Consider the following 25,481-nt stretch of genomic DNA (forward strand, 5'->3'; position numbering starts at 1 on the left):
ACCACCGAGTTGCGGCGCCTCAGGTGCGCGGAGCGAGGTCGGGCCGCCGGTCGGTGATGCAGTACGCCGGACCTGCGGGCGCCGCCATCAGGGTCCAGCCGCGCCCGAAGTCGTGGACCACCTGCGCGCCGAGGGCGACGTGCCGGGCCGTCTCCGCGGCCCGGTCGGTGGCGGCGAGGTCGAGGTGGGCGCGCACCGGGCCGTCCTCCTCGTCGAGCCGCTGCAGCAGGAGCTGGAGCGCCGGGCGCTCCTCGCCGACCAGTCGGGAGAACTCGTCATGCTCGCCGTCCGCGTCGTGGCGCAGGCCAGTGACGTCGCTCCAGAACGCACACTCCCGCTCGTGGACCCGGGCCGGGATGTCCAGGCAGACCTGGTCGACGTACGACGCGTGCCCGCCCGGCCAGCTCGCCGGGCGCGGCCGGGCGGCCGCCCGGTGCCGGACGAAGCAGAACACCAAACCGCCGGGCGACGCGAGCACGACATACCCGTGCTCCGGCCTCGCCAGCACCCGGGCGCCGAGGGACTCCGCGCACTCGGCGGCGGCGACCGGGTCGGTGACGTGCAGGTCGAGGTGGATGCGGGAGGGACCGTCGCCGAGCCGTTGCACGCGCAGGATGTCGTCGCCGTCCGGCGGCAGCAGGGTCGTGAACTCGTCGTGGTCCCCGCGGGGCTCGGACACGTCGTACCCGGTCACGTCGCGCCAGAACGCCTGCGCCCGCTCGTGCTCCGCGGGCGCGAGGTCGAGGAACGCGCTGATCCAGAACGGGGTGAGGGCCAGGCGATCGTCGCGCGGGTCAGAGGACATGATCACCGATGAGGCGTCCGAGCGAGCGGATGTCGACCCCGCCCTTGAACTCGAGCCGCACCCGGCCCAGCCCGCTGAACCAGAGCTCGAGCTCGGCGTCGAGGTCGAACGTGCCGGCGGTCTCCACGCTGAACGCCTGGATCTTCGAGTACGGCAGCGAGGTGTAGTCCCGCTTCTTGCCGGTCAGGCCCTGCACGTTCAAGGAGATCAGTCGCTTGTTCGTGAAGACCACGGAGTCCCGGATTCCCTTGAAGCTCAGGAAGACCTGCTCGTCGACCACGAGCATGGGGCCGATCTCGGCCATCAGGTCCTGCGGATTGCTGGGGCTCAGCTTGACGAAGGTGCCGTTCTGGAAGTCGATCATGGCCGACGAGCGTAGATCCTCGGGCCCGGGCTCGGCGGCGACTGACACGCCCGACCCACGGCCGATCTCCGGGGACTCAGGAACCGACCGGGTGGCAGTCGTGGCCGCAGCCACCGGGCGCAGGAGGGCCGTCGGAGTGCGAGGCGGGGCGGTGCAGGACGGCCGTCGCCGGGGCGATCCGCACGTCCTCGCCGTCGACCTCGGCCGTGCCGTCGACCAGCAGCGTGAAGCCCCGGGCCTCGACGGGCGGGAACAGCACGGTCACGGCGGGATGGGCGGCGATGTTCGCGGCCGACCCCTTGCCGGGACCGGTCACGACGAGCGCGCCGTCGACCACCTCGGGCTCGACGGTCACGGCCTTGACCCGCCCCTCGGCCGAGACGGTGAGCAGGTAGCCCGCTCCGAAGTCGGTCAGCGCCCTCGCCAGGTCGGCCACGTCCACCGGGATGCTCATGGTGCCGAGCGTACGTCGACCCAGCGCTCGCCAGCGGGGACGGCGGCCGCGGTGCCTCCGGTCAGCTCGGCGACGACGGCGTGCAGGCGCTCGACCTCGTGAGGGGGTACGCCGAGGAGCAGCGTCACGTGCGCGGCGTACGTCGTGTCGAGCACCGCCACGCCCCGGCTCCGCAGCTCGCTCTCGACGCGACCGGCATCGGCGTGGCCGACGTCGAGGGTGAGCTCGCGCACCAGGTCGCGGCGCATCGTCCCGGTGCTGTCGAGGCCGGCCCGGACCGCGTCGCCGTACGCCCGGACCAGCCCCCCGGCGCCGAGCAGGGTGCCGCCGAACCAGCGCGTGACCACCGCGACCACGTCGCTCACCCCGCGACCCCGCAGCACCTCGAGCATCGGGGCCCCGGCGGTCCCGGCGGGCTCCCCGTCGTCGCTGGAGCGCTCGACGGCACCCTCGGGGCCGAGGACGAAGGCGGAGCAGTGGTGGCGGGCGTCCCGGTGCTGCTTGCGCAGCCCGTCGACGACGGCGCGGGCGGCCGCCTCGTCCTCGACACGCGCGAGCGTGCACAGGAACCGCGACCGCTTGACCTCGATCTCGGCCTGTCCGTCGCGGGCGACCGTGAGGTAGGAGCTCACCACGCGCCCACGATCCCGCCCGCGATCCGGATGATGAAGGCCGAGACGACGACGATGAAGAAGATCCGGACGAAGCGGGTGCCGCGGGAGACCGCCGTACGCGCTCCGAGGTAGCCGCCCGCCAGGTTGCAGACGCCCATCACCAGGCCGACCTTCCACAGCACGGCGCCCTGCGGGAGGAAGACGCAGAGCGCGGCGGCGTTCGTGGCCCAGTTGGCCAGCCGCGCCTTGGCGGAGGCCTCGAGGAAGCTGTAGCCCAGCAGCCCGACGAGCGTGAACACGAAGAAGCTGCCGGTGCCAGGGCCCAGCGCGCCGTCGTAGAACCCGACCGCGAGCCCGGTGAGCATTGCCGCGATCGTGTGCCGGTGGCCGGAGAAGCGCAGCGCGGTCTGCTCGCCGAGAGCGGGCCGGAACAGCACGTAGGCGCCCACGACCACCAGCGCCACCAGGACCAGCGGGTCGAACACGTCCTCCGGGATGTGGGTGGCCACCAGCGCCCCGAGCACGGACCCGGTGAACGCGAGCAGCATCAGCGGCCCGAACGTCCTCGGGTCGGGCCGCACCCGGCGGTAGTACGTCGCGCTGCTCACCGTGGTGCCGCAGATCGACGCGAGCTTGTTGGTCGCCAGCACCTGCACGGGCGCGGCACCGGGCAGCCCGAGGAGCAGCGCGGGCAGCTGGACGAGCCCGCCCCCACCGACCACCGCGTCGACGAACCCCGCCGCGAGACCCGCCAGCCCGAGCAGGACGGTCACGGTCACGGAGGGATCGGCCACCGCGCGATCGTATGTGCGGCGTGCGGCCCCCTGCCTAGGGTGGTGCCGTGCGCATCGTCTCCCTGCTCCCGTCGACCACCGAGATCCTCTTCGCGATCGGTGCGGGGCCGGACGTGGTCGGCGTGACGTTCGAGTGCGACTTCCCGGCCGAGGCGCGCACCCGCCGGATCGTGTCCACCTCCGCGATGCCCGAAGGGCTGACGCCCGCCGAGATCGACGCGTTCGTGGCGACGGCGATGTCGCGCGGCGAGGACCTCTACCACCTCGACGAGGGTGCCCTCGCCGGCCTCGACGCCGACCTCGTGGTCACCCAGGACCTCTGCGCCGTCTGCGCCGTCGACGTGTCGGTGGTCGACGACGCGCTGGCCCATCTCGGGTGCACCGCCGAGGTGCTCACCATCGACCCGCACACGATCGACGAGGTCAACGCCTCGATCCTCACCCTGGGGCAGGCGACCGGGCACGGGGCGGAGGCGGCCGCCCTCGTCGACTCGCTGCAGGCCCGGCTCGACGTCGTACGCCGTCGCGTGGCCGGGCTCCCCCGGCCGCGCGTGATGCTGCTGGAGTGGACCGACCCGCCGTTCGCGCCCGGCCACTGGGTGCCGGAGATGATCGAGGCCGCCGGCGGCGAGCCGCTCCTCGGCCGCGTCGGCGCGAAGTCCGAGCGGGTCACCTGGGAGGACGTGCACGCGGCCGAGCCGGAGGTGGTCGTCGTGGCACCCTGCGGCTTCGACCTGGCCGGTGCGACCCGGCTCGCGGACGAGCTGGTCGCCTCGGGCGTGCTGCCCGACGGCGTACCCGTGCACCCGGTCGACGCCAACGCCGCCTGGGCCCGCCCCGGCACCCGCCTCGTCGACGGCGTCGAGGAGCTCGCGGCGTTCCTCCACCGTTGAGCGGTCAGTCGTCGACCCAGAAGCCCCGGCCGCCGAACCAGTCGCCGTAGCCACCTGCCCCGGGGCCCGAGCCCGGTCCGCGGGAGCCGAGGTAGGAGCCGACCACCGCCGCGCCGAGGTCGTCGAGCTCGGGCGCGACCACCCGGCCGTCCACGCGCTTGGCCATCGAGTCGATGAAGCGAGCGAGGCCGGGGTCCTCGCCGAGCCGGAAGAACGTCGTCTGCGCGCCGAGCCGCCCCGCGTTGTCGAGCTCCTTGACGGCGTACGCCACGGTGAGCGGGTGCGGCGGGTAGGAGAAGTAGACCTCCCCGTCGGGCTCGAGGTGGGACGTCGGCTCGCCGTCGGTGACGATCAGCAGCACCGGCTGGGCGTTGGGGTGCTTGCGGAAGTGGCGGTTCGCGAGCAGCAGCGCGTGGTGCAGGTTGGTGCCCTTGTCCCACATCGCGTCCAGCGCGGTCAGCTGCTCGATCTCCATCACCTCGGCGTGCCGGCCGAAGCCGACCAGCTGCAGGTGGTCGCCGCGGAACCGCGAGCGGATCAGCGTGTGGAGCGCGAGCGCCGTGCGCTTCATCGGCACCCACCGCCCGTCCATCGCCATCGAGAACGACGTGTCGACGAGCAGCGCCACGGCGGCCTGGGTCCGCGCCTCGGTCTCGGAGACCTCCACGTCCCCGATCTCCAGTCGCACCCCGCCGCGGGCGGAGCCGCCCTCGGCGACGGTACGGCGTACGGCGTTGGTCACCGTGCGCGTGACGTCCCACGGCTCGGTGTCGCCGAACGACCACTCGCGGGTGGCCCCGGACAGCTCCCCCGCCGCGCCGGCCTGGCGCAGGTCGCGCTGGCCCTGCCGGCCCGACATCCGCTGGGCCACGTCGCGCAGCAGCGCCTTGCCGAGCTGGCGCATCGCCTTGGGGCTCAGGCGGTACTGCCCGTCGGAGCCGCGCTTGAGGTAGCCGGTGTCGCGCAGCGCCTGCTCGAGCTGCTGCAGGGTCCGGGCGTCGACGGCCGCCTCGTCCCCCAGCTGGCGGGTGAGCTTGTCGAGGTCGAGGTCGTCCATCCGGGCGCCGCCGTAGGACTGCGAGAGCTGCTCGGACAGCTCGTCGAGGTCCGCGAGGTCCTGGAGCACGCCGGTGCCGTCGCCGAGGCCCAGGCCCTGCTCGCCGTCGAAGCGCTCCGAGCTGCCCCAGTCCTCCCCCGGCCGGAGCGCCTGCAGGTTGGCGTCGAGCTGGGACAGCGAGCTCATCAGCTCGGGCGACCCGAAGGCCTGCGCCGCGAGCGCGTCGAGCTCGTCGCGCTGCTCCTGGGTCATCGAGTTGCGCATCCGCTGGGCGGCGGCGGCCCGCTGGGCGAGCGAGTCGAGCAGCTCGTCGATGTCCTGCGGGTTCTCGGGGAAGAAGTCGCCGTGCTTGTCCATGAACTCACGGAACTGCTCGTCGGTGTCCTCGCCGCGGCGGTGCGCGTCGAGCAGCTCGTTGAGGTCCTGCAGCATCTCGTTGATGGCCGCCCGGTCCTCGTCGGTGGCGTTCTCGAGCGCCTGCTTCATGCCGGCGAACCGCTGGTCGAGCATCTCCCGGCCGAGCAGGTCCTTGATCTTCTCGTAGTCCGCGCGGGCCTCCCGCGAGGACCAGTCGTAGTCCGACAGCTCGCTGACGGCCGCCGCGGTCGACGAGGGGAGGTTCTCCAGCTGCATCTCGCGGAAGGCCCGGTCCGCGTCGTCCATGTCGACGTCGCGGGCCAGCTGCTTGCGCTCCTCGAGCAGCGCGTGGTCCAGCAGCTCGCGGACCTCCTGGAGGGTGCCGTCGAGGTTGTGGCGCTGCAGCAGGTCCCGGCGGCGCTCGGCCACCCGCCGGGCCAGGTCGTCCAGCCCGGTCTGGTCCCGGCCGCCGCGGCGCAGGAACTCCCGCATCGCCCGCTCCGGGGAGTAGCCGGCCATCACGTCCTGGCCGATCGCGTCCAGCGCCTCCGCGAGGTCGACCGGGGGGGCCAGCGGGTCCGGCCCGCCGGCGTACCGGCCGTATCTGGAGGAGACAGGTCGCCGCGTCATTCGGGGTCCCCGCGGAATCGTGGAGCGCCAGCGGAGCGATTGCGTGGGGTGAAGTCAGCCATAGACCGTCTCGCCGCCTCCGGTCTCCTTGCTGACCTTGCGGGCCAGGTAGAGACCCTCGAGCGCCAGCTCGATCGCGCCGGCGCGCTGGCCGTCGTTGGTCGCGCCTCCCTGGGATTCGTACAGCCGGTCGCAGACGTCGTCGTAGAGCTCCGACTCCCCCAGCACCGGCAGCCCGGTCAGGAAGTCCCGAGCGGTCACCTGCTCGCCGGTGGTGACCAGGGAGCCGTTCTCGATCGCGTGGACCAGGACGGCGAAGTCGATGCCGCGGAAGTGGTGCCGGACCGTCTCGGCGGTGGCGGTGCGCAGCAGGTGGGTGAGGATCTCGTGCTCGCGCCCCTCCTCGCCGGACTCGAACTCGATCTTGCCGCCGAGCACGTCGACCGCGGTCTCGAGGTCGACCACCCGGGCCACCGCCTCGTCCTCGCCCTGCGAGGTCGCCCGGTGCAGCGCGGCGGCCGCGATCGTCTCGGCCCCCGCGATCGCGAAGCGCGCCGAGACGCCGGAGCGCTGGTCGACCGCGCTGGAGTCGCGCAGCGCCCGGGTGAAGCGGGCGAGGATCTCCACGAGGTGGTCGGGCACGTCGGCGACCAGGTGGGCCTCCTGGCGGATGACCGCGACCTCGTCCTCGATCTCGGTCGGGTAGTGGGTGCGGATCTCGGCACCGAACCGGTCCTTGAGCGGGGTGATGATCCGGCCGCGGTTGGTGTAGTCCTCGGGGTTCGCGCTCGCGACCACCAGCACGTCGAGCGGCAGCCGCAGCACGTAGCCGCGGATCTGGATGTCGCGCTCCTCCATCACGTTGAGCATCGCCACCTGGATCCGCTCGGCCAGGTCGGGCAGCTCGTTGATCGCGACGATGCCGCGGTGGCTGCGCGGGATCAGTCCGAAGTGGATCGTCTCCGGGTCGCCCAGGGAGCGACCCTCGGCCACCTTCATCGGGTCGACGTCGCCGATCAGGTCGGCCACCGAGGTGTCCGGGGTCGCCAGCTTCTCGGCGTACCTCTCGTCGCGGTGCCGCCAGGCCACCGGCAGCTCGTCGCCGAGGGTCTCGACCCGCCGGCGGCTGGTGACGGTGACGGGCTCGTAGGGGTGCTCGCCCAGCTCGCTGCCGTCGATGACCGGGGTCCACTCGTCGAGGAGCCCGACCATGGTCCGCAGCAGGCGGGTCTTGCCCTGGCCGCGCTCGCCGAGGAGCACGACGTCGTGGCCCGCGATGAGCGCGCGCTCGAGCTGCGGGATGACGGTGTCCTCGAAGCCGTGCAGCCCCGGCCACGGGTCACGCCCGTCCCGCAGGGCCGCGAGCAGGTTGTCGCGGATCTCCTGGCGCAGCGTCTTCAGCTGGTGCCCGGATGCCTTGAGTTCGCCGACGGTGGTGATCGTGGGAGCAGAGGTCACGGTTCGACGCTACTCACGCGCGCAACCGGGCAGGTGACGCACGCGTTAACGTGCGCACGTGGCCGCCCCCCTCCAGAAGCCCTGCCCCTGCGGCGCGAACGACCTCAGCGGCAGTGAAGCGACGTACGACGCGTGCTGCGGCCGCCTCCACCGCGGCGCCGCCGAGGCCACCACCGCCGAGGAGCTGATGCGCTCGCGCTACTCCGCGTACGCCGTCGGCGACACCGACCACCTGTTCCGCACCTGGCACCCCCGGACCCGACCGGACGACCTCAGCCTCGACCCGGCGACGACCTGGACCGGGCTGCGCATCCTCGGCGGCACCGGGGGCGGGCCGGACGACGAGGTCGGGACGGTCGAGTTCGAGGCCCACTACGAGACGCCGGCGGGTCGGGGGGTGCTGCACGAGGACAGCCGTTTCCAGCGGCGGGCGGGCCGCTGGGTCTACGTGGACGGGAAGGTCGGCTGAGCCGAGGTGACCTTGGGCCCTGACCGGGAGCTCCGCGCGGGCGCCACCGTGGGGCTGTGATCGAGCAGCTGCACCCGGCGGCCGACCCCGAGCCCGCGGCCGGGGAGACCCTCGTCGCCGACATCATGTCGCGCCGGATCGTGGCGATCCGCTCCGACGCGGACCTCTCGGTCGCGCTCGACACCTTCCTGCGCACGGCGCTGCGCCACCTCGTGGTGGTCGACCCGGACCGAACCTGCCGCGGGCTGCTGTCGGCCGAGCAGGTGCTCGCCCTGCTGGGCACCACCAGCCGCAGGACGCGCCGGGTGGCCGACCACGTCCGGCCGCACCAGCCCCGGGTGCACCACGCGGAGCCGGTCCGGCACGCCGCGCAGCTGATGGTGGTCGAGCTGGTCGACGCGCTCCCGGTGGTCGACGACGACGGCCGGGTGGTCGGCGTGGTCACGTGGAGCGACATCGTCGCGATGGTGGCCGGCCGTCACCTGCGCGGCGACCGGCCCTGACGGCGCGCATTGACGGAGCGCGCTCAGGAGGGCTCGGACGGCTCGGGCTCGGGCACGACCGCGACGATGCAGGACGCGTGCTCCAGCACCGTCGACGCGACGGAGCCGTAGACCATCCCGGACACCTTGCCGCCGGGGTGGAAACCCACGACCACGAGGTCCATCTGCGCGGAGGCACGGACCAGGCAGTCGTCGGCCAGGCCGCGGGCCAGCTCGGTGCGGACGTTGACGTCGGGGAACTTCTCGGTCATCCCGCTGAGGGACTCGGCCAGCAGCAGCCGCTGGTCGTCGTACCCCTCGGCGTCGGCCGGGATCAGGTGGGCACCCGACGTGGCGCCCGCGGCGTCCCAGAAGCAGTGCATGACGGTCAGCGGGAGCCGGCGCAGCGACGCCTGGCGGTACGCGAACTCCAGCGTCGCGTGGCACCGGTCGGTGCCGTCGGCGCCCACCAGCACCCCACGGCGTACGGCGCCCACCTTGTGCGGGCGCAGGATCACGACCGGGCACGAGGCGTGCCGGGAGACCCCGACGCTGACCGACCCGAGCACCAGGCTGCGCACCGGTCCGCGGCCCCGCGACCCGAGCACGACCATCGCGGCCTGCTCGGACAGGTCGAGCAGCGCCTCGCGCGGGTCGACGAGGCGCAGCACCTCGCGGACCTCGAGGTCAGGGGACCGGCGCAGCACACGCTCCCGAGCCCCGTCGAGCAGGGCCTGCCCGTCGGTGCGCATCGCGTCGATGATGTCGCGCTGGTTGACGCCCGCCTGGTCCAGCCACGCGGTCCCGCTGGTGCCGAGCGGCCCGAGGGCGTGCACGACCGTCAGCGGACGGTGCTCCAGCGTCGCCTGCTCCACCGCCCAGTCCAGGGCCTGCCCGGCCGACTGCGACCCGTCGTACCCGACGACCACGGTCCCGGCCGGGACCCCGGCGTCGTGGGTGCTCGTCTCCATCAGTTCACGCTCCGAACGTCGAGGGCCGCGCCTGCCGGTTCCACGCTCGCGCACGCGCAGGCCGACCGGGGAGGGCGCAACGGGCCGGGGCGAGAGGACCATCGACCCTGACTGCCGGCGCACCGCCGCCCGGACGATGGGATCGGAGGGACGAGGCGAAAGGAAGCTCGGTGCAGGACATCATCGACATGGAACGCGAGGAGTGCGAGCGGCTCCTGCGCGCCGGGGTGGCGGGCCGGATCGCGATCTCCACGCCGAACGGCCCGCACATCGTCCCCGTCAACTACTCGGTCGTGGACGACGCGATCGTGGTGCGGACCTCGCCGTACAGCCTGCTGGGCAGCTACGGCCGCGGCACCACGCTGGCCTTCGAGGTCGACCAGTTCGACCACGAGAACCAGCGCGGCTGGAGCGTGGTCGCCCGCGGGCGCGGCGAGTTCGTGAGCGACATCGAGGAGCTCGACCACATCCGCGAGGTGTGGAGTCCCCGGCCGTGGGCCGGCGGGTCGCGCACGCTCTACCTGCGGCTGCGCTGGACCGAGCTGTCCGGGCGCCGCGTCGGTGCCGGCTGGGACCCGCTCTCCCGGATGCCGGTGGGACGCACGCTGTAGCTGTCGCCGCCGCGCCCGGCACCGCGGCCGGGCGGACGCTCAGGTGCGGGACGCCGGCCGGGGCCCGAAGCGCACGCCGACCACGCCCTGCACGGTGCTCACCAGGACGCGCGCCGTCTCCTGCTGGTGGGGCTCGTCGGGGCCGTCGAGGACCACCACCCCGTCGGTCACCTCGACCTGTGCCTCGAGACCGGCCGACCGCAGCAGCTCGTCGACCTCGGCCTCGATGCGCCCGTCGCTGCGCGCCAGGACGGCGACGATGTCGCGGCGGCTGAGCACGCCGACCACGACACCCCGGTCGACCACGGGCAGGCTCTTCACGGCGGTGCCGCTCATCAGCTCGGCGGCCACCGCCACGTCGGCGTCGGAGCGGACGCTGAGCGGGAAGTGGCTCATCGCGTCCGCGACGCGGGCCCCCACGACACCGGACGAGACGTGCACGGGCCGCTCGTGGGCACGGGGGTCGGGCAGCACGCCGTCCCGCAGGACGTCGGCCTCGCTCACGACCCCGACCAGGGCTCCCTGGTCGTCCACCACCGGCAGCGCGGTGATGCTGTGCTCGGTGAGCAGGCGGGCCGCCTCCTTCACCGATGCGTCGGGTCCCACCGTGACCGCCGGGCTGGTCATCAGCTCACGCACCAACATCGGGCCTCCTCCGGTCCGTCTCGACACTCGCTCCCCGACGCCCGCTCCCGGCAGGGCCGAGGGCCCCCGCGGGCGGGGCACAACGGCCCTGTGGCACCCCTGCCCGGATCACGCAGGATCGCGACATGACCGTGCACCCTGCGTCTCGGCCCTCGCGTGCGCGGGCGGGCGGGCTGACCAGGACCGGCCCGTCGGCCGGTCCCCCAGCGGCCGACGTGCTGCTCGCCGACGGCACCGTCGCTGTCGTCCGGGCGGTGCGGGCCGAGGACCGCCCCGGCCTCGAGGCCCTCCACGAGGAGGCCTCAGACACCAGCCTGCGGATGCGCTTCTTCGCCACCAGCCGGCGCGCCGGGCACGACTACGTCACCCACCTGTTCGACGGCGGCGGCGCGGACACCGTCGCCTGCCTGGTGGCCACGGTCCGGGACCGCATCGTGGCGCTCGCGACGGCCGAGCGCGTCGGGCCCGACGAGGCCGAGATCGCCTTCCTGGTCGCCGACGCGCTGCGCGGACGCGGCGTCGGCAGCCTGCTGCTCGAGCACCTCGCGGCCGCGGCCCGCAACCAGGGCGTACGACGCTTCGTGGCCGAGGTCCTCCTCGAGAACACCGGGATGCTGCACGTCTTCCTCGACGCCGGTTTCGAGATCACCCGGCACACCGAGCAGGGCACCGTCCACGTCCAGATGGGCACCACCGCCTCGGCCCGCGCCGTGGCGGCCGCCGACGAGCGCGAGTCGGTCTCCGAGGCACGCTCGCTGGCTCCCCTGCTCTACCCGCGGACGGTCGCCGTCACCGGCGTGCGCCGCGACGGGAGCGGCGTCGGGGCGGCGGTGCTGCGGTCGATCGTGGCCGGCGGGTATGCCGGCGACCTGTGCGTCGTGCACCCGCAGGCCACCGAGGTCGACGGGGTGCCGGCGTACCGCAGCGTCACCGAGGTCCCCTGGCACGTCGACCTGCTCGTCGTGGCCGTCCCCGCCGAGCGGGTGCCCGCCACGATCCAGGACGCCGCGATCGCCGGGGTCTCGTCGGCGGTCGTCATCTCCTCCGGCTTCGAGGAGCTCGGCCGCGTCGGTGCCGGGATCCAGCGCGAGGTCCTGCGGGTGGCGCGCGACCACAGCATGCGGCTCGTCGGACCCAACTGCCTGGGGCTGATGTCGAACCTGCCCGACGTGCGGCTCAACGCCACGTTCAGCCCCGAGGTGCCGCCGCCCGGCGGGCTCGCGATCGCGTCGCAGTCCGGCGGGGTGGGCATCGCCCTCATCGACGTGGCCCGCGAGCTCGGGCTGGGCATCGGCAGCTTCGTCTCGCTGGGCAACAAGGCGGACGTGTCGGGCAACGACCTGCTGGCCGCGTGGCGCGACGACCCGCGGGTGGCCGCGGCCGCGCTCTACCTGGAGTCCTTCGGCAACGCCCCCAAGTTCGCCCGCGTCGCGCGGCGCTTCGCCGAGCGCAAGCCGCTGCTGGCGGTCGTGGGCGGCCGCTCGGCCGGTGGCCGGCGTGCCGGGGCCTCGCACACGGCCGCCGCGACGACCCCCGGCGTGGGGGTCGACGCGCTCTTCGCGCAGGCCGGCGTGATCGGGTGCCGCAGCGCCGAGGAGATGGCCGAGACCGCGCTGCTGCTGGCCGAGCAGGGGCTCCCGGAGGGACCCCGGGTCGCGGTCGTCAGCAACGCCGGGGGCCTCGGCGTGCTCGCGGCCGACGAGGCGGACCGCTGCGGCCTCGTGGTGCCCGAGCTGTCGGCGCCGCTGCGCGGGCTGATCGCGCGCCACGTCACCGGCACCGCGGGCGACGGCAACCCGGTGGACGCCGGGGCCGGGGCCGAGGCGGAGGCCCTCGCCGCGATCACCACGGAGCTGCTGGACTCCGACGAGGTGGACGCGGTGCTGGTGCTGCTGGTCCGCACGAACGTCACCGACCCGGAGCCGGTGCTCGCGGCGCTGGCCCGCTGCCGGGCCGCCCACCCCGGCAAGCCGCTGCTCCTGGTGCCCATGGGCGGCCTCGAGGCACGTCGTGCCGACCTGCCGGGTATCACCGTCCTGGACTCGGCGACCTCCGCCGTCCGCGCGCTCAGCCACACCAGTGCGTACGCCGCGTGGCTGCGCGTCCCGCACGACGAGCCGGTGTCCACCGACGAGCAGGTGGCCGCGCGCGCCCGCTGGCTGGCCGACGACCTGGTCGCCACCACCGCGACCGACGACGGCTGGCTCTCGGTCGAGCAGGTCGGTGACCTGCTCGGCGCCTACGGGCTGCACCCGCTCGGCACGCTGGTGCACAGCCCCCTCGCCGCGTCGACCGCCGCCGGGCGGATCGGCTTCCCGGTCGCCGTCAAGGTCGCCGACCAGCGGGTCGTGCACAAGACCGACCGCGGGCTCGTCCGGGTCGGCCTGCAGTCGGCGTTCGAGGTGCTGGGTGCGGCCCGTGACTTCGAGGCCCAGCTGGCCCACGACGACGTACCCGTCCTCGTCCAGCCCGTCGTGTCCGGCGTCGAGGTGGCGCTCGGCATCGTGCGCGACCCGGGGTTCGGGCCGCTGGTCATGGTCGCGGCCGGCGGCGTCGCCACCGACCTGTGGGACGACCGGGCGTTCCTGGTGCCGCCGGTGAGCCGGGGCGACGCCGCCCGCGCGCTGCGCTCGCTGCGCATCTGGCCGTTGCTGGAGGGCTACCGGGGCGGCCCCGCGGCGGACGTCGAGGGGCTGGTCGACCTGCTCACCTCGCTGGGTGCGCTCGCCGTCGACGTGCCCCAGCTCGCCGAGCTCGACCTGAACCCGGTGGTCGCCGGCCCCGACGGCTGCGTGCTGGTCGACATCAAGGCCCGGCTCGCCACCGGGGCCCAGGTCGATGCCGGCGTGCCCCGGCAGCTGCGGAGCCCCCGGTGACGGCGCCCGTCGTGGACCTCCCGTTGCCCCCCGAGGACGAGGCCGCCGGGCTGCCCGGCGCCGCTCAGGCCCTGCTCGAGGCCGTGGTCGCGATCTCCTCCGACCTCGACCTGCACGCGGTGCTGACCCGGATCGTCGAGGCGGCCAGCGAGCTGACCGGCGCCCGGTACGGCGCGCTCGGCGTCGTCGGCCCGGACGGCCGGGGCCTGGTCGAGTTCGTCACGACCGGCCTGGACGAGGAGCAGCGCGCCCGCATCGGTGACCTGCCCCACGGACGCGGCATCCTGGGCCTGCTGATCGACCACCCCGAGGTCATCCGGCTCGAGGACCTCAGCGCGCACGCGGCGTCCTTCGGCTTCCCGCCGGGCCACCCGCCGATGACGTCGTTCCTCGGCGTCCCGGTCCGGATCCGGGGCACGGTCTTCGGCAACCTCTACCTGACCGAGAAGGCCGGCGGCACGAGCTTCACCCAGCGCGACGAGCTCCTGGTCCGCGGCCTCGCGACCGCGGCCGGCTTCGTGATCGAGAACGCCCGCGCCTACGGCCGCAGCGAGCGGCACCGCCAGTGGCTCGAGGCCTCGGCCGAGCTCGCCGACGCCCTGGAGCCGCCCATCGACACGGAGAGTGCGCTGCGCTGGGTCACCCGGACCGTTGCCTCGGTGTCGGGTGCATTGGCGGTGGCCGTGGTCACGCGCGAGGGCGTCGTCAGCACCGTCACCGCGGCCGACGACCCCCGGGTCGCCCGCGCCCTGGACCGGACGGTTGTCCTGCTCGGCGGCGAACGGTCCGAGGAGCTGCTGGAGCTGCGGACCGAGGGACTGACCGCGATCGCGATCCCGATGCGCACCCATCTGTCCGGCACCACGGTCCTGGTGACCCTCGTCGACGGTGACCCCCGGCAGGGTCACTTCGACGAGCGCGAGCTGCTGGTGTCCTTCGCCGACCAGGCCGCGCTCGCGCTGGACCGGGTCACGGCGTACGCCGAGCGCGAGGAGCTGGCGGTGATCTCGGACCGGGAGCGGATCGCCCGCGACCTCCACGACACCGTCATCCAGCGTCTCTTCGCCACCGGGCTGCGGCTGCAGGGCACGGCCATGGTCGCGGAGAACCCCGAGCTCGCGAGCCGCCTCGAGCAGGCGGTTTCCGACCTCGACCTGACCATCCGGGACATCCGCGGCACCATCTTCGAGCTGCAGCACCACACGGCCGGTTCGCTGCGCGCCGAGCTGCGGTCGGTCGTGCGGGAGTACACGCCCGCGCTCGGGTTCACCCCGGCCGTGCGTACGAGCGGGCCGGTGGACACCGCCGTGCCGGACCCGGTGCGCGAGCAGCTGCTGCCGGTGGTGCGCGAGGCGGTCTCCAACGTGGCCCGGCACGCGCGGGCCGGCGGCGCCGTGGTGGCGCTGCACGTCGCGGACGGCGAGCTGCGGCTCGTCGTCGAGGACGACGGCGTCGGGATGGGCGACCGGGTGACCGAGAGCGGGCTGCACAACGCCCGTGAGCGCGCGGGCGAGCTGGGTGGCGAGCTCGCGATCCGGCCCCACGAGCCCCGTGGGACCGTGCTGGAGTGGCGGGTCCCGCTGGCCGCTCCCTGATCCCCAGTCGGGCCCTCGCACGTGGCCCTGCCAAGCCTCTCGGACGTGCCAACGGCCACCCGCGTGCGCGGGTGGCCGTGGCGGTCCGGTTGCGGCGTACCGGTGATCAGCGCAGGACGGGGTACTTGCGGACCACTTCGGTCCGTGACCACCAGCGCCCCAGGCCCCAGGCGTCGCCGGCGTTCAGCAGGGCCAGCGCCACGACGGTGATCGCACCCAGGATGTGCTCGTCGATCAGGGGGTTGTTCACGGGCGGCAGGACGACGCTCCACATCATCACGTACATCACCGCTCCGGCAGCGGCCCCGAGGCGCATCCCGGCGCCCAGCGTCAGCGCCACACCGACGCCGAGCAGGCCCAGCATGAACAGCCAGTCGGCCCACGCGGCGCCCGCGATGGAGTGGTAGAAGCCCTCGAGCGGACCGTCGGCCCCGAACTTCAAGAACCCCTCGGTCGGGCTGCCCCCGTGGATCCAGGCGGCGTCGCCGAACCGGTCGACGTTGCCCTGCGGGTCGACGCCGGTCGCGTAGCCGAGGGCCAGCAGCTTGTCGAAGAACGCCCAGAGGAACGTGAAGCCGAAGGCGATGCGCAAGGTGGCGACCGTGCGCCGCGCGGCCACCGCCTGGCGTCGTCCCGGTGCCTGGATCGCCATGGCGGACGCCGCCGCCGGGGTGTCGCCGGCGACGTGCCGGCGGTGGTGGATCACGCTCATGAGGGCCTCCTGGGATCGGATCGTCCCTGTGAGCATCCCGTCGCGACCGCTCGGTGCGGCAGAGCGCTACGTCACCCGGCGGCCTGCCCATGGTCACCCGTCGGGGGGACCTGAGACCGGGGGCGGACCCCATCGGCCCGGGCGGTGAGCAGGCCACCGTTCCTGCCCCGCGAACGGTGGCCCACGCACCGCCCACGACCCGCCCGGCGGCCCGGCGGTGAGCAGGCCACCGATCCCGCCCCGTAAGCGGTGGCTCACGCACCGCCCACGACCGGCCCGGCGGGCTGGCGGTGAGCAGGCCACCGATCCCGCCCAGCAAACGGTGGCTCACGCACCGCCCACGAGGGCGCGCGAGCTACCGCGTCGAGTCCGGTGCCGGGTCCAGCAGCTTGGCGGCGAGCACGGCGGCCTGGGTCCGGCGCTCGAGGCCGAGCTTGGCCAGGATGCTGGAGACGTAGTTCTTCACCGTCTTCTCGGCGAGGTACATCCGCTCGCCGATCTGGCGGTTGGTGAGCCCCTCGGCGATGAAGCCGAGCAGCTTGAGCTCCTGGTCGGTCAGCTCGGCGAGCTCGGGCGCGGTCGCGGGGCCGTTGCGCACCCGCTCGAGCACCCGCGAGGTCAGCGTGGGGTCGATCAGCGAGTTGCCGCCCGCGACGTGGCGCACCGCGCTGATCAGGTCGGACGCCTTGATCTCCTTGAGCACGTAGCCCGCCGCCCCGGCCATGATCGCCGCGAACAGCGCCTCGTCGTCGTCGTACGACGTGAGGATCAGCGCGTTGATCGACGGGTCGACCGCCCGGATCGAGCGGCACACCTCGATGCCGGAGCCGTCCGGCAGCCGCGCGTCGAGCACGGCGACGTGCGGGCGCAGCGCGGGGATACGGTGCGTGGCGTCCTCGGCGGACCCGGACTCCCCGACCACCTCGATGTCCCCCGCTGCTTCGAGCAGGAAGCGCAGCCCCTGACGCACCACTTCGTGGTCGTCGAGGAGGTACACACGGATGGGCCCGGTCTCGGTCATGTCCTCATTGTCTACGTCCACGTGCCACCTGTCCTCAGTCTGCCCGGGAGGGCTGTCGCCGTATCGCCGCACTCGGTGATGTCCAGGACGCGATCGACACGGTCGAGTCCCACAGTGCCATGCGTGATCCAGACCACGCTCCGCGCCACGGGTCCGCCGGCCCGGGCGTCGGCGAGGACCTCGTGCGCGAGCTCCTCGGCGGTGGCGTGGTCGAGGTGGGCCGTCGGCTCGTCCAGGACCAGCACGGGCTGGTCGGCGAGCAGCGAGCGCGCCAGCCCGATCCGGGCCCTCTCCCCGCCGGAGACGGCGGCGTTGCCGTCCCCGAGCCAGGTGTGCAGGCCCTCCGGGAGCCCGTCGAGCCAGGGTCCCAGGCGCGCCTGCCGCAGCGCGCCCTCGACCTCGTCGTCGCCGGCACCGGGGCGGGCCAGCCGCACGTTCTCCACCAGCGTGGTGGCGAAGACGTGCGGGTCGTCGTCGACCAGGCCGACCTGGCGGCGTACGTCGTCCAGCGAGAGGTTGCGCAGGGGTACGCCGCCCAGGGCGACCGTGCCCCGCCACGGATCGACGAAGCGCAGCAGCAGCGCGGCGAGGGTGCTCTTGCCGGAGCCGGACGGGCCCACCACCGCGACCCGCTCGCCGTCGGCGAGCGCGAGTGAGAGGTTGCGCAGCGCGGGCGTGTCACCCCAGCCGGCGAGCACCCCGACCACGTCGACCCCGTGCGCCGTTGTGGCCGGGAGGGGCGCCACCGGCTCGGTGACCGCGGGGGCGATCGCCTCGAGCTCGTCGAGCCGCCGCTCGGCGGCGGCGGTCCGGGCGGCCAGCGCACCGGAGTCGGCCAGCGGCAGCGCCACGTCGCCGAGGGCGAGCGGGAGCAGCACCAGCAGCGCGAGGAGCGGGCCGGTGAGCGTGCCGTCCGCGGCGGCGGGGGCGCCGAGCACGGCGGTGGCCGCGACCCCCAGGCCCACGGCGAGCAGCACGACGGCGCGCGCGGCGGCCGACCAGCCGGCCGCCCGGGCCGCGGCAGCGGTCAGCCCCTCGCTGGCGGACACGACGGTCCCGGTCGCCGCGTCCTCCGCCTGCCACATCGCGAGCTCGGGGGCGACCTGGGTGACCTCGACGACCCGCTCGGAGAGCAGCGCCCGACGCGCCACGGCGTCGCGCTCGGCCCGGCCGGCACCGGTGCGGGCGAGCAGGTACGCCGTGCCGCCGCCGACCAGGCAGGTGGCACCGACGACCAGCCCCGCCACCGGGAGCAGGATGGCTGCGAGGACCGTGGCCGTGAGGGCCACGAGCACGAAGCCGCGCACCGGCATCCGGACCCGCAGCTCGCGGTCGACCACGCTGTCGACGTCGTCCACCACGGACGCCAGCAGGTCCCCGCGCCGGTGACCGAGCCGACCGGGGGTGAGCGGCACCAGGGCGTCGTACACCTGCACCCGGCGCTGCGCCAGCAGCCGCAGGGCGACGTCGTGGGAGCGGATCCGCTCGACGTACCGGAGCACCGGCCGGGCCAGCCCGAAGGCACGCACGGCCACGACCGCGACGAGCAGGGTCAGCACCGGCGGCTGCGTCGAGGCCTGGACGATCAGCCAGCCGGCCGTGGCGGTGAGGGCGACACCGGAGGCGGATGCGAGGGCGCCCACCACGGTGCTGCCCAGCAGCGCGCGACGCGACGCCGCCGGAGCGGAGGGCTCCGGGTCGACCGCGGGTCGCGCCGGAGCGCTCGTGGCCGGGACGGCGGTGGCCGGGAGGGTCGCGACGGCACGTCCGGGGGCCGGGGGCGGGGCCAGGACCAGGACGCGGTCGGCGACCTCGGCCATCGCCGGACGGTGGCTGACCACGACGACGCCGCTGGTGCGTCCGAGCTCGGCCACGGTGTCCACGATGACCTGCTCGGTCAGCTCGTCGAGGTGGGCGGTCGGCTCGTCCAGCAGCACCCAGGGTCGCTCGGCGAGCACCACGCGCGCCAGCGCGAGCCGGGCCCGCTCCCCCGCCGACAGGCCCGCGCCGTCCTCACCGACGGTCTCGTCCAGGCGGCGGGGCAGGCAGCGGATCCGCTCCTCGAGGGCGACCCGGCGCAGGGCGTCCCACAGCCGGTCGTCGGTCGCGGCGGGGGCGGCGAGGCGCAGGTTGTCGGCGATACTGCCGGTGACGAAGACCGGGCGCTGCGGGAGCCAGGCCACCCGGCGCCGCCACGCGTCACCACCGACCGGCAGGCCGCCGGCGCACAGGGTGCCGCGGGTGGGCGGCACCAGCCCGGCGAGGACCGAGAGGAGCGTGGTCTTGCCGCAGCCCGACGGCCCGGTCAGCAGGGTGACGCCGCGCTCGGGCAGGTCGGCGTCGAAGCCGGCGAGGGCCGGGGCGACCCGACCGGGGTGCACGACGGTCAGGTCCCTGACCTCGAGGGGACCGGGGGCGGCGGTGCCGGGCTCGTCGGGCGCCCCCTCCACCAGCGCGCTGACCGCCTCGAAGGTGGCGACGCCCTCGGCGGAGGCATGGAACTCGGCGCCGACCCGGCGCAGCGGCCAGTAGGCCTCGGGAGCCAGCAGCAGCACCAGCAGCGCCGTGTGGAGCTCGAGGCCGCCGGCCGCCAGCCGGACGCCCACCACCACGGCCACCAGCGCGACCGAGAGGGTCGCGACCAGCTCGAGCACCGCCGAGGAGGCGAAGGCCAGCCGGAGCGTGCCGAGGCTCGCCCGGCGGTAGCGGTCGGTGATCGCGCGGATGGTGCCGGACTGCGCCTCGGCGCGACGGAACGCCACCAGGGTGGGCAGCCCGCGCACCACGTCGAGGAAGTGCCCGGAGAGTGAGGCGAGGGCCCGCCACTGGGACTCGGCGCGGTCGCGGGTCGCGAGGCCCACCAGGGCACCGAACACCGGGACCAGCGGCAGGGTGCACGCCACGATCAACGCGCTCAACAGGTCCTGGGTGGCGATCGCGACCACCGTCAGCGCCGGGAGGAAGGCGGCGAGCACGAGCGCGGGCAGGTAGCGGGTGAGGTAGGGCTCGGCGGCGCTGACCCCGCGGGTGGCGAGCACGGAGAGCTCCCCGGATGCCTCGGTGGTGCCGCCCCCGCGCAGGACGGCCCGCACCAGCCGGCGGCGGAGGTCGTTGCCGACGACGGCGGCGGCGCGGGCTGCGCACAGGTCCACACCCCACCCGGTCGCGGCGCGGGCAGCCAGCACGGCCACCGTGGCGAGCGCCCAGCGACCGACGTCGGCGCGGTCCAGCGGGTCGTGCACCGCGGCCACCACGAGGCCGGTCACCACCCAGGCCTGGGCGATGACCAGCAGGCTGCCGAGCGCGCCCCCGGCGACCACCCCGGACAGTGCGCGACGCGCCGGCCGGAGCTGGCGGCGTACGCGCGGGTCTCCGGGTCTCACGGAGCCGGAACCTGCGCGGGAGCCTCCGGGATGTGGTGCACGGCGATCCGGCGCCGGAACACCCAGTAGGTCCAGCCCTGGTAGGCCAGCACCAGCGGCGTGAAGACCACGGCGACGACCGTCATGATCTTCAGCGTGTACGCCGTGGCCGCGGCGTTGGTGGTCGTCAGGCTGGTCCCGTCGGCCAGCGACGTGGGCATCACGTCGGGGAACAGCGCGACGAACAGCCCGGCCACCGCCAGCGCGATCGTCACGAACGTGCCTGCGAAGCCCCACCCTTCCCGGGCCGCACCGATGGCCGCCAGGCTCGCCACCAGCGCCGCCGCGGCGCCGACGAACAGCAGCGCGGAGCCGAGGTTCCCGGTGTCGACCTGGGTCCAGAACAGGAACGCCACCGCCACCGCGGCCGCCAGCACGCCGAAGCGCGCGGCCAGGCTGCGCGCCTCGTGCCGGACCCGGCCGTCGGTCTTGAGGGCCACGAACATCGCCCCGTGGGTCAGGAACAGCAGCGCGGTGGTGAGCCCGCCGAGCAGCGCGTAGGGGTTGAGCAGGTTGAAGAAGCCGCCGGTGTACTCCAGGTCGCCGTCGATCGGCACCCCGCGCAGGATGTTGGCGAAGGCGACGCCCCACAGCACGGCGGGCACGTAGGAGCCGATGATGATGGCCAGGTCCCAGCGGGACCGCCAGGCGGCCTCGGGGCGCTTGGCGCGGTACTCGAACGCGACGCCGCGGACGATCAGCGCGAGCAGGATCAGCAGCAGGGGCAGGTAGAACCCGCTGAACAGCGTGGCGTACCACTCCGGGAACGCCGCGAAGGTGGCGCCGCCGGCGACGAGCAGCCAGACCTCGTTGCCGTCCCACACCGGGCCGATCGTGTTGATCAGCACCCGGCGCTCGCGGTCGTCGGAGGCCAGGATCGGCAGCAGCATCCCGACGCCGAAGTCGAAGCCCTCGAGGCAGAAGTAACCGATCCAGAGGACGGCGATCAGGCAGAACCAGACGCTGGTGAGCTCCATCGTCGTCCCTCCTCAGTAGGCGAACGCCAGCGGGCGGTCGGGGGTGTCGGTGGGTCCCGTGTCCTCGGGGAGCGGCTCGGCACCGGCCCGGACGTACTTGAGGATCAGGCCCACCTCGACGACGGCCAGCACCGCGTAGACGAGCGTGTAGGCGATCAGCGAGGTCAGCACCGTGCCGGCCCCGACCCCCGGGGAGACGGCGCTGGCCGTCGTCATCAGCCCGAAGACCGCCCAGGGCTGGCGGCCCATCTCGGTGAAGATCCAGCCGAAGGAGTTCGCCGCGACCGGGAGCAGCGGCATCGCGACGGCCAGCCACACCCAGGCCCGACCGGACGGCACCCGGCCCTTGCGGGTCACCCACAGGATCAGCGCGGCGCCGGCCGCGGCCAGCAGGCCCAGGCCGATCATCAGCCGGAAGCTCCAGTAGGTGACCGGGATGACCGGGGTGTAGTCACCCGGTGAGTAGTACGTGGCGCCCGGGTCCTCGCCGTACGTCTTCTGGTACTCCGCGCGCAGCTGGTTGATGCCCTCGACCGTGCCGTCGGTGTGGCCGGTCGCGAGGAAGGACAGCAGCCCGGGCACCTTGATCGCGAACTTCTCCTGGTCGCCGCTGAGGCTGCCGATCGTGACCAGCGAGAAGCCGGCGGAGTCCTCGGTGTCGTAGAACGCCTCGGCCGCGGCCATCTTCATCGGCTGGACCTCGGTCATGATCTTGCCCTGGATGTCGCCCGTGACCGCGACGCCGAGACCGGCCACGAGCGCCACCGCGGCGCCCGTGCGGACGGCCCGGCGGTACATGCTGCGGTCGTCGTCTCCTCGGTCGCGGCGCATCATCGACCAGAAGGCCACGCCGACGACGAACGCGGCGCCGGTGAGGTAGGCCGACAGGACGACGTGCGGGAACGTCACCAGCTGGACCTTGTTGAACAGCACGGCCGCGAAGTCGTGCAGCTCGGCGCGTCCGGTGTCGGGGTTGTACTCGTAGCCGACCGGGTGCTGCATCCAGGAGTTGGCGGCGAGGATGAAGTACGCCGAGAGCAACGTGCCGACGTGCACGATCCAGATGCAGCTGGCGTGCAGGCGCGGCGAGAGCCGGTCCCAGCCGAAGATCCACAGCCCCAGGAACGTGGACTCGAGGAAGAAGGCCAGCAGGCCCTCGATGGCCAGCGGCGCCCCGAAGATGTCGCCGACGAACCGCGAGTAGTCGCTCCAGTTCATGCCGAACTGGAACTCCTGCACGATGCCGGTCACCACGCCGATGGCGAAGTTGATGAGGAACAGCTTGCCGAAGAACTTCGTCAGCCGCAGCCAGTGCGGGTTCCGGGTCCGCACCCATGCCGTCTCGTAGCCCGCCACGATCGCCGAGAGCCCGATCGTGATCGGCACGAACAGGAAGTGGTAGACGGTGACGATGCCGAACTGCCAGCGGGCGATGTCGAGGGGATCCACGAAGACTCCTGGGCCGGGACGCACGGGTGAGGTGTCTCGACGTTAAGAGAATCCGCGGGTGTGCCGGACCGGCCGGAGGCAACCACCGGGCGGGACGGAGGCAACGTCCTCAGGGGACCAAGGTCCCGACCGAGGTCGAGTCGGCGCAGACACGGCGCGAAAACACGTCGAGTCGGCGCAAGCTCGTCAGTTGCTGACGAGCTTGCGCCGACTCGAGGGCTAGGTCGCGCGAGCTTGCGCCGACTCGACCCCGTGGGTCAGCTGCGGGCGAGGAACGCCAGCAGGTCCTGGCGGGTGAGCACCCCGACCGGCTTGCCGTCCTCGTGGACGAGCACCGCGTCGGCGGCCTCGAGCATCTTCACCGCGGCGCTGGCGGGCTCCGAGGAGCCGATCGTGGGCAGCGCCGCGGACATGTGGTCCTCGACCGGGTCGGTCAGCTTGGCGGTGCCGGCGAACAGCGCGTCGAGCAGGGCCCGCTCGGAGACCGAGCCCGCCACCTCGGCGGCCACGATCGGGGGCTCCGCGCGGACGACCGGCATCTGCGAGACGCCGTACTCCTGCAGGATGTGCACCGCCTCGGCGATGGTCTCCGCGGGGTGGGTGTGGACCAGGTCGGGCAGCCGCCCGTCCTTGCCGCGCAGCACGTCGCCGACGGTCTGCTCGTCGCCCTCGGTCCCCTCGACCGGGAAGCCGTACTGCGCCAGCCACTCGTCGTTGAACACCTTGGTGAGGTAGCCGCGACCGGAGTCGGGCAGCAGCACCACGATGACGGCGTTCTCACCCTCGGGGGTGCCGGCCAGCTCGAGCGCGAGCTGCTTCGCGGCGTACGCCGCCATGCCCGACGAGCCGCCCACCAGCAGCGCCTCCTCGCGGGCGAGCCGGCGGGTGAACGCGAACGAGTCGGCGTCGGAGACCTCGATGATGCGGTCCGCGACGGTCCGGTCGTAGGTCTCGGGCCAGAAGTCCTCACCCACGCCCTCGACGAGGTAGGGGCGGCCGGTGCCGCCGGAGTAGACCGAGCCGGCCGGGTCGGCGCCGATGATCTTGATGTCGGGGTTCTGCTCCTTGAGGTAGCGGCCGATGCCGCTGATCGTGCCGCCGGTGCCGACACCGCAGACGAAGTGGGTGATCCTCCCCTCCGTCTGCTCCCAGATCTCCGGCCCGGTGGTCTCGTAGTGCGAGCGCGGGTTGTTCGGGTTGGAGTACTGGTCGGGCTTCCAGGCGCCCGGCTGCGAGGCGAGCCGGTCGGACACGTTGTAGTAGGAGTCCGGGTGCTCCGGGGCGACCGCCGTCGGGCAGACGACGACCTCGGCGCCGTACGCCTTGAGCACGTTGCGCTTGTCCTCGCTGACCTTGTCGGGGCAGACGAAGATGCACTTGTAGCCCTTCTGCTGGGCCACCATCGCCAGGCCGACGCCGGTGTTGCCGGACGTCGGCTCCACGATCGTGCCGCCGGGCTGCAGCGCGCCGGACGCCTCCGCGGCCTCGATCATGCGGGTCGCGATGCGGTCCTTCACGGAGCCACCGGGGTTGAGGTACTCCACCTTGGCGAGCAGCAGCGGGCCGTGCCCGGGCTGGTCGGAGGAGTCGTCGAACGAGGGTCCGTCGGGGGTGGCGAGGGACCGCGAGAGCCTCAGCAGCGGGGTGTTGCCGATGAGGTCGAGGAGAGAGTTCACGTACTGCATCCGGCCAATCTATTGCGCGGTGCGGCCAACCCCCCAATACCCGACGCCGAATCGTCCACCGGAGGCCGTCCCCGGCGCCCCGTATCGGTCTCTTCCGTAAGGTGAGGGCGTGGGGAAAGCCGGTGCCGCTCGCAAGCTCGCGTCCGCCGCCGCCTTCGGTGGTGGCGGCCTGTCCGCGCTGGGCGCCGGCCTGTTCGGCGTGCTGACGCTCGAGGCGAAGCTGGCCCGGCGCACGATCGGCGTCATCCGCGAGGAGCCGCCGCCGGACGCCACCGGCTGGTACGGCCGCGGCCGCCCCGGGCCGGCCATCAAGGTGGCCCTGCTGGGCGACTCGAGCGCGGCCGGGTACGGCGTGGACCGGGTCGAGGAGACCCCCGGGGCGCTGCTCGCCAGCGGCCTCGCCGAGCGGGCCGACCGGCGGGTGCACCTGCGGGAGTTCGCCGTCGTCGGCGCCCAGACCTCCGACCTGGCCGCCCAGATCGAGCGGGCGCTGCCGATCGAGCCGGACGTCGCGGTCATCCTGATCGGCGCCAACGACGTCACCCACACCGTGCTCCCGTCCCACTCGGTGCGCCAGCTCTCCGAGGGCGTGCGCCGGCTCCGCGAGGCCGGTGTGGCCGTCGTCGTGGGCACCTGCCCGGACCTCGGCACCATCAAGCCGATCGCTCCTCCGCTCAAGCAGGTCGCACGCGCCTGGTCACGGCGGCTGGCCGCCGCCCAGACGATCGCCGTGGTCGAGGAGGGTGGCCGCACCGTCTCGCTCGGCTCGATCCTCGGGCCCGAGTTCGCCGCCGCGCCCGCGATCCTCTTCGGGCCGGACCAGTTCCACCCGTCCGCCGACGGCTACCGCTCGCTGGTGACGGTGCTGCTGCCCTCGACGCTGGCCGCGCTGGACCTGATCCCGGAGGACGAGGCGCAGCCCGAGGCGTTCCGCGGCGAGGGTGTGCTGCCGATCGTCGCGGCGGCTGTGCAGGCGGTCAACAACCCCGGCACCGAGCTCGACGGCACCGAGGTGGGCGGCTCGCGCCGCGGCGTGCGCGGGCTCTGGGTCGAGCTGCGCCACCGCCGGCGCCACCCGGAGACGCCCGGCGAGGCGCCCGACGCGCACGACGAGTCCACCCCCGCGGACCAGGCATGACG

Annotated in this window: 22 protein-coding genes; 7 read left to right on the forward strand and 15 right to left on the reverse strand. The window is 73.9% G+C overall.

Features of this window, described 5'->3' with window-relative positions:
- Positions 1 to 19: 19 nt before the first annotated feature.
- The 5 genes from ACZ43H_RS14850 to ACZ43H_RS14870 all read right to left on the reverse strand — a co-directional run bounded on the left by ACZ43H_RS14850 (position 20) and on the right by ACZ43H_RS14870 (position 3,031).
- The gene (locus tag ACZ43H_RS14850) at positions 20 to 805 is read right to left on the reverse strand and encodes a VOC family protein (protein ID WP_464584038.1); all 786 of its coding nucleotides are present in this window, start codon (positions 803 to 805) and stop codon (positions 20 to 22) included.
- Complete coding sequence (locus ACZ43H_RS14855) at positions 795 to 1,169, reverse strand: PH domain-containing protein (RefSeq protein ID WP_464584040.1); 375 nt, start codon at positions 1,167 to 1,169, stop codon at positions 795 to 797. The genes ACZ43H_RS14850 and ACZ43H_RS14855 overlap by 11 nt, the downstream gene beginning before the upstream one ends.
- 76 nt (positions 1,170 to 1,245) lie before the next feature.
- A complete protein-coding gene (locus ACZ43H_RS14860; protein WP_464584042.1) occupies positions 1,246 to 1,623 on the reverse strand; it encodes a pyridoxamine 5'-phosphate oxidase family protein in 378 nt (125 codons plus the stop codon).
- The gene (locus tag ACZ43H_RS14865) at positions 1,620 to 2,258 is read right to left on the reverse strand and encodes a YigZ family protein (RefSeq protein ID WP_464584044.1); all 639 of its coding nucleotides are present in this window, start codon (positions 2,256 to 2,258) and stop codon (positions 1,620 to 1,622) included. Before ACZ43H_RS14865 ends, ACZ43H_RS14860 begins: the two co-directional genes overlap by 4 nt.
- Positions 2,252 to 3,031 carry a sulfite exporter TauE/SafE family protein gene (locus ACZ43H_RS14870; RefSeq protein WP_464584046.1) on the reverse strand — a complete coding sequence of 260 codons (780 nt, stop codon included), beginning with the start codon at positions 3,029 to 3,031 and terminating at the stop codon, positions 2,252 to 2,254. Before ACZ43H_RS14870 ends, ACZ43H_RS14865 begins: the two co-directional genes overlap by 7 nt.
- Before the next feature lie 47 nt (positions 3,032 to 3,078).
- On the opposite strand from ACZ43H_RS14870, the gene ACZ43H_RS14875 reads away from it, so the two are divergent.
- Positions 3,079 to 3,924 carry an ABC transporter substrate-binding protein gene (locus tag ACZ43H_RS14875; RefSeq protein WP_464584048.1) on the forward strand — a complete coding sequence of 282 codons (846 nt, stop codon included), beginning with the start codon at positions 3,079 to 3,081 and terminating at the stop codon, positions 3,922 to 3,924.
- A gap of 4 nt (positions 3,925 to 3,928) precedes the next feature.
- On the opposite strand, the gene ACZ43H_RS14880 is transcribed toward ACZ43H_RS14875, so the two are convergent.
- Complete coding sequence (locus ACZ43H_RS14880; protein WP_464584050.1) at positions 3,929 to 5,968, reverse strand: vWA domain-containing protein; 2,040 nt, start codon at positions 5,966 to 5,968, stop codon at positions 3,929 to 3,931.
- Between the two features lie 54 nt (positions 5,969 to 6,022).
- Positions 6,023 to 7,426: a MoxR family ATPase gene (locus ACZ43H_RS14885; RefSeq protein WP_464584052.1), complete on the reverse strand. Its 1,404-nt coding sequence runs from the start codon at positions 7,424 to 7,426 to the stop codon at positions 6,023 to 6,025.
- A 58-nt stretch (positions 7,427 to 7,484) separates the two neighbouring features.
- Between ACZ43H_RS14885 and ACZ43H_RS14890 the strand changes: the two genes are divergently transcribed.
- Entirely contained in the window at positions 7,485 to 7,895 is a 411-nt protein-coding gene (locus tag ACZ43H_RS14890) for a YchJ family protein (protein WP_464584054.1), read from the forward strand.
- 56 nt (positions 7,896 to 7,951) lie between these two features.
- On the forward strand, positions 7,952 to 8,398 hold the full coding sequence (locus ACZ43H_RS14895; RefSeq protein ID WP_464584056.1) for a CBS domain-containing protein: 447 nt from the start codon (positions 7,952 to 7,954) through the stop codon (positions 8,396 to 8,398).
- Between the two features lie 23 nt (positions 8,399 to 8,421).
- Here the strand turns inward: ACZ43H_RS14895 and ACZ43H_RS14900 are convergent, their stop codons facing one another.
- Positions 8,422 to 9,348 carry a universal stress protein gene (locus tag ACZ43H_RS14900; RefSeq protein WP_464584058.1) on the reverse strand — a complete coding sequence of 309 codons (927 nt, stop codon included), beginning with the start codon at positions 9,346 to 9,348 and terminating at the stop codon, positions 8,422 to 8,424.
- 170 nt (positions 9,349 to 9,518) lie between these two features.
- Here ACZ43H_RS14900 and ACZ43H_RS14905 point away from each other — a divergent pair, with 170 nt between their 5' ends.
- Positions 9,519 to 9,959, forward strand: coding sequence for a pyridoxamine 5'-phosphate oxidase family protein (locus ACZ43H_RS14905; protein ID WP_464584060.1), 441 nt, complete (start codon positions 9,519 to 9,521; stop codon positions 9,957 to 9,959).
- Between the two features lie 39 nt (positions 9,960 to 9,998).
- Here the strand turns inward: ACZ43H_RS14905 and ACZ43H_RS14910 are convergent, their stop codons facing one another.
- Positions 9,999 to 10,604 (reverse strand): CBS domain-containing protein, encoded by a 606-nt coding sequence (locus tag ACZ43H_RS14910; protein WP_464584062.1) that lies wholly within the window; start codon positions 10,602 to 10,604, stop codon positions 9,999 to 10,001.
- A 125-nt stretch (positions 10,605 to 10,729) separates the two neighbouring features.
- Between ACZ43H_RS14910 and ACZ43H_RS14915 the strand changes: the two genes are divergently transcribed.
- Positions 10,730 to 13,480 carry a bifunctional acetate--CoA ligase family protein/GNAT family N-acetyltransferase gene (locus ACZ43H_RS14915; RefSeq protein ID WP_464584064.1) on the forward strand — a complete coding sequence of 917 codons (2,751 nt, stop codon included), beginning with the start codon at positions 10,730 to 10,732 and terminating at the stop codon, positions 13,478 to 13,480.
- Positions 13,477 to 15,075 carry a GAF domain-containing sensor histidine kinase gene (locus ACZ43H_RS14920; protein ID WP_464584066.1) on the forward strand — a complete coding sequence of 533 codons (1,599 nt, stop codon included), beginning with the start codon at positions 13,477 to 13,479 and terminating at the stop codon, positions 15,073 to 15,075. The genes ACZ43H_RS14915 and ACZ43H_RS14920 overlap by 4 nt, the downstream gene beginning before the upstream one ends.
- A 106-nt stretch (positions 15,076 to 15,181) precedes the next feature.
- Here the strand turns inward: ACZ43H_RS14920 and ACZ43H_RS14925 are convergent, their stop codons facing one another.
- From ACZ43H_RS14925 to ACZ43H_RS14950, 6 genes are all read right to left on the reverse strand, one after another.
- On the reverse strand, positions 15,182 to 15,787 hold the full coding sequence (locus ACZ43H_RS14925) for a hypothetical protein (RefSeq protein WP_464584068.1): 606 nt from the start codon (positions 15,785 to 15,787) through the stop codon (positions 15,182 to 15,184).
- Between the two features lie 355 nt (positions 15,788 to 16,142).
- Positions 16,143 to 16,808, reverse strand: a complete 666-nt coding sequence (locus tag ACZ43H_RS14930; RefSeq protein WP_464584070.1) for a response regulator — start codon at positions 16,806 to 16,808, stop codon at positions 16,143 to 16,145.
- 11 nt (positions 16,809 to 16,819) lie between these two features.
- Positions 16,820 to 20,191 carry a thiol reductant ABC exporter subunit CydD gene (cydD, locus tag ACZ43H_RS14935; RefSeq protein ID WP_464584072.1) on the reverse strand — a complete coding sequence of 1,124 codons (3,372 nt, stop codon included), beginning with the start codon at positions 20,189 to 20,191 and terminating at the stop codon, positions 16,820 to 16,822.
- Complete coding sequence (gene cydB / locus ACZ43H_RS14940) at positions 20,188 to 21,207, reverse strand: cytochrome d ubiquinol oxidase subunit II (RefSeq protein ID WP_464584074.1); 1,020 nt, start codon at positions 21,205 to 21,207, stop codon at positions 20,188 to 20,190. Before cydB ends, cydD begins: the two co-directional genes overlap by 4 nt.
- Before the next feature lie 12 nt (positions 21,208 to 21,219).
- On the reverse strand, positions 21,220 to 22,656 hold the full coding sequence (locus ACZ43H_RS14945; protein WP_464584076.1) for a cytochrome ubiquinol oxidase subunit I: 1,437 nt from the start codon (positions 22,654 to 22,656) through the stop codon (positions 21,220 to 21,222).
- A gap of 257 nt (positions 22,657 to 22,913) precedes the next feature.
- Positions 22,914 to 24,341: a cystathionine beta-synthase gene (locus ACZ43H_RS14950; RefSeq protein WP_464584078.1), complete on the reverse strand. Its 1,428-nt coding sequence runs from the start codon at positions 24,339 to 24,341 to the stop codon at positions 22,914 to 22,916.
- 109 nt (positions 24,342 to 24,450) lie between these two features.
- Here ACZ43H_RS14950 and ACZ43H_RS14955 point away from each other — a divergent pair, with 109 nt between their 5' ends.
- Positions 24,451 to 25,479, forward strand: a complete 1,029-nt coding sequence (locus tag ACZ43H_RS14955) for an SGNH/GDSL hydrolase family protein (protein WP_464584080.1) — start codon at positions 24,451 to 24,453, stop codon at positions 25,477 to 25,479.
- The last annotated feature ends 2 nt before the right edge of the window (positions 25,480 to 25,481 follow it).

It is taken from the genome of Nocardioides sp. DN36 (assembly GCF_055380375.1).

Excerpts from the sequence above, each read along its gene's own strand:
- ACZ43H_RS14850 (WP_464584038.1), bottom strand. The coding sequence starts at position 805 with ATGTCCTCTGACCCGCGCGACGATCGCCTGGCCCTCACCCCGTTCTGG.
- ACZ43H_RS14855 (WP_464584040.1), bottom strand. The coding sequence starts at position 1,169 with ATGATCGACTTCCAGAACGGCACCTTCGTCAAGCTGAGCCCCAGCAAT.
- ACZ43H_RS14860 (WP_464584042.1), bottom strand. The coding sequence starts at position 1,623 with ATGAGCATCCCGGTGGACGTGGCCGACCTGGCGAGGGCGCTGACCGAC.
- ACZ43H_RS14880 (WP_464584050.1), bottom strand. The coding sequence starts at position 5,968 with ATGACGCGGCGACCTGTCTCCTCCAGATACGGCCGGTACGCCGGCGGG.
- ACZ43H_RS14900 (WP_464584058.1), bottom strand. The coding sequence starts at position 9,348 with ATGGAGACGAGCACCCACGACGCCGGGGTCCCGGCCGGGACCGTGGTC.
- ACZ43H_RS14910 (WP_464584062.1), bottom strand. The coding sequence starts at position 10,604 with ATGTTGGTGCGTGAGCTGATGACCAGCCCGGCGGTCACGGTGGGACCC.
- ACZ43H_RS14915 (WP_464584064.1), top strand. The coding sequence starts at position 10,730 with ATGACCGTGCACCCTGCGTCTCGGCCCTCGCGTGCGCGGGCGGGCGGG.
- ACZ43H_RS14925 (WP_464584068.1), bottom strand. The coding sequence starts at position 15,787 with ATGAGCGTGATCCACCACCGCCGGCACGTCGCCGGCGACACCCCGGCG.
- ACZ43H_RS14930 (WP_464584070.1), bottom strand. The coding sequence starts at position 16,808 with ATGACCGAGACCGGGCCCATCCGTGTGTACCTCCTCGACGACCACGAA.
- cydB (WP_464584074.1), bottom strand. The coding sequence starts at position 21,207 with ATGGAGCTCACCAGCGTCTGGTTCTGCCTGATCGCCGTCCTCTGGATC.
- ACZ43H_RS14950 (WP_464584078.1), bottom strand. The coding sequence starts at position 24,341 with ATGCAGTACGTGAACTCTCTCCTCGACCTCATCGGCAACACCCCGCTG.